The 611-nt window shown below is 31.9% G+C and carries 1 protein-coding gene; it reads right to left on the minus strand.

Annotated elements, in window-relative coordinates; all coding sequences use genetic code 11:
• Positions 1–89: 89 nt before the first annotated feature.
• A partial coding sequence (locus ABD785_RS41175; RefSeq protein ID WP_344840355.1) for a hypothetical protein occupies positions 90–611 on the minus strand: 522 nt, incomplete at its 5' end.

Raw genomic sequence — 611 nt, forward strand, 5'->3', positions numbered from 1 at the left:
AGAAATTACGAATACAACAACAATACACAGAAGCAATGCCGTTACATATACTCTTTTATTCATTTTCTCCTCCTTTTATGTCATTTCTACTATGGTATGACCTTATTCTGATGACCACTTAACCCATCAACTGAATATTTCACATTTATAACGTTACCAATATCTGAATCTAGGTCACTACCATTTAAAACAAGAACATTGTTGCTGCTAACTTCTGATAATACTTGATAATTAGTGGTTGAAAGATTAATAGAAGGACTAGAGTTTTTTAATCTTTTATGTAACTCTACCTTTATGGAACCCGTAGTTACCCTGAATTTGTAATAACCATTATTAAGTCCAAAAACCGTATGAATATCCGTCTCATTCATGCTGATTGAATCATTAATAAAAGTTGAATTTGAGGTAACACCCGAATAAGTATTATCCGTATATTTAATTGCATTAATAGTATAAGATGACCATGACGCGTTATATATATTTACTCTTGCTTCGTATTCATAAATATGGTTATCCAAGTAAAACCCTTGTGTCTCGGATGTAAATACTTCTTGCAAAATCCAAGGATTTGTATTGGCACTTACCTTATCAACATGGTCGTTAGTCGAAGT

The organism is Actinocorallia longicatena (genome assembly GCF_039534125.1).
GTDB lineage: Bacteria > Actinomycetota > Actinomycetes > Streptosporangiales > Streptosporangiaceae > Actinocorallia > Actinocorallia longicatena.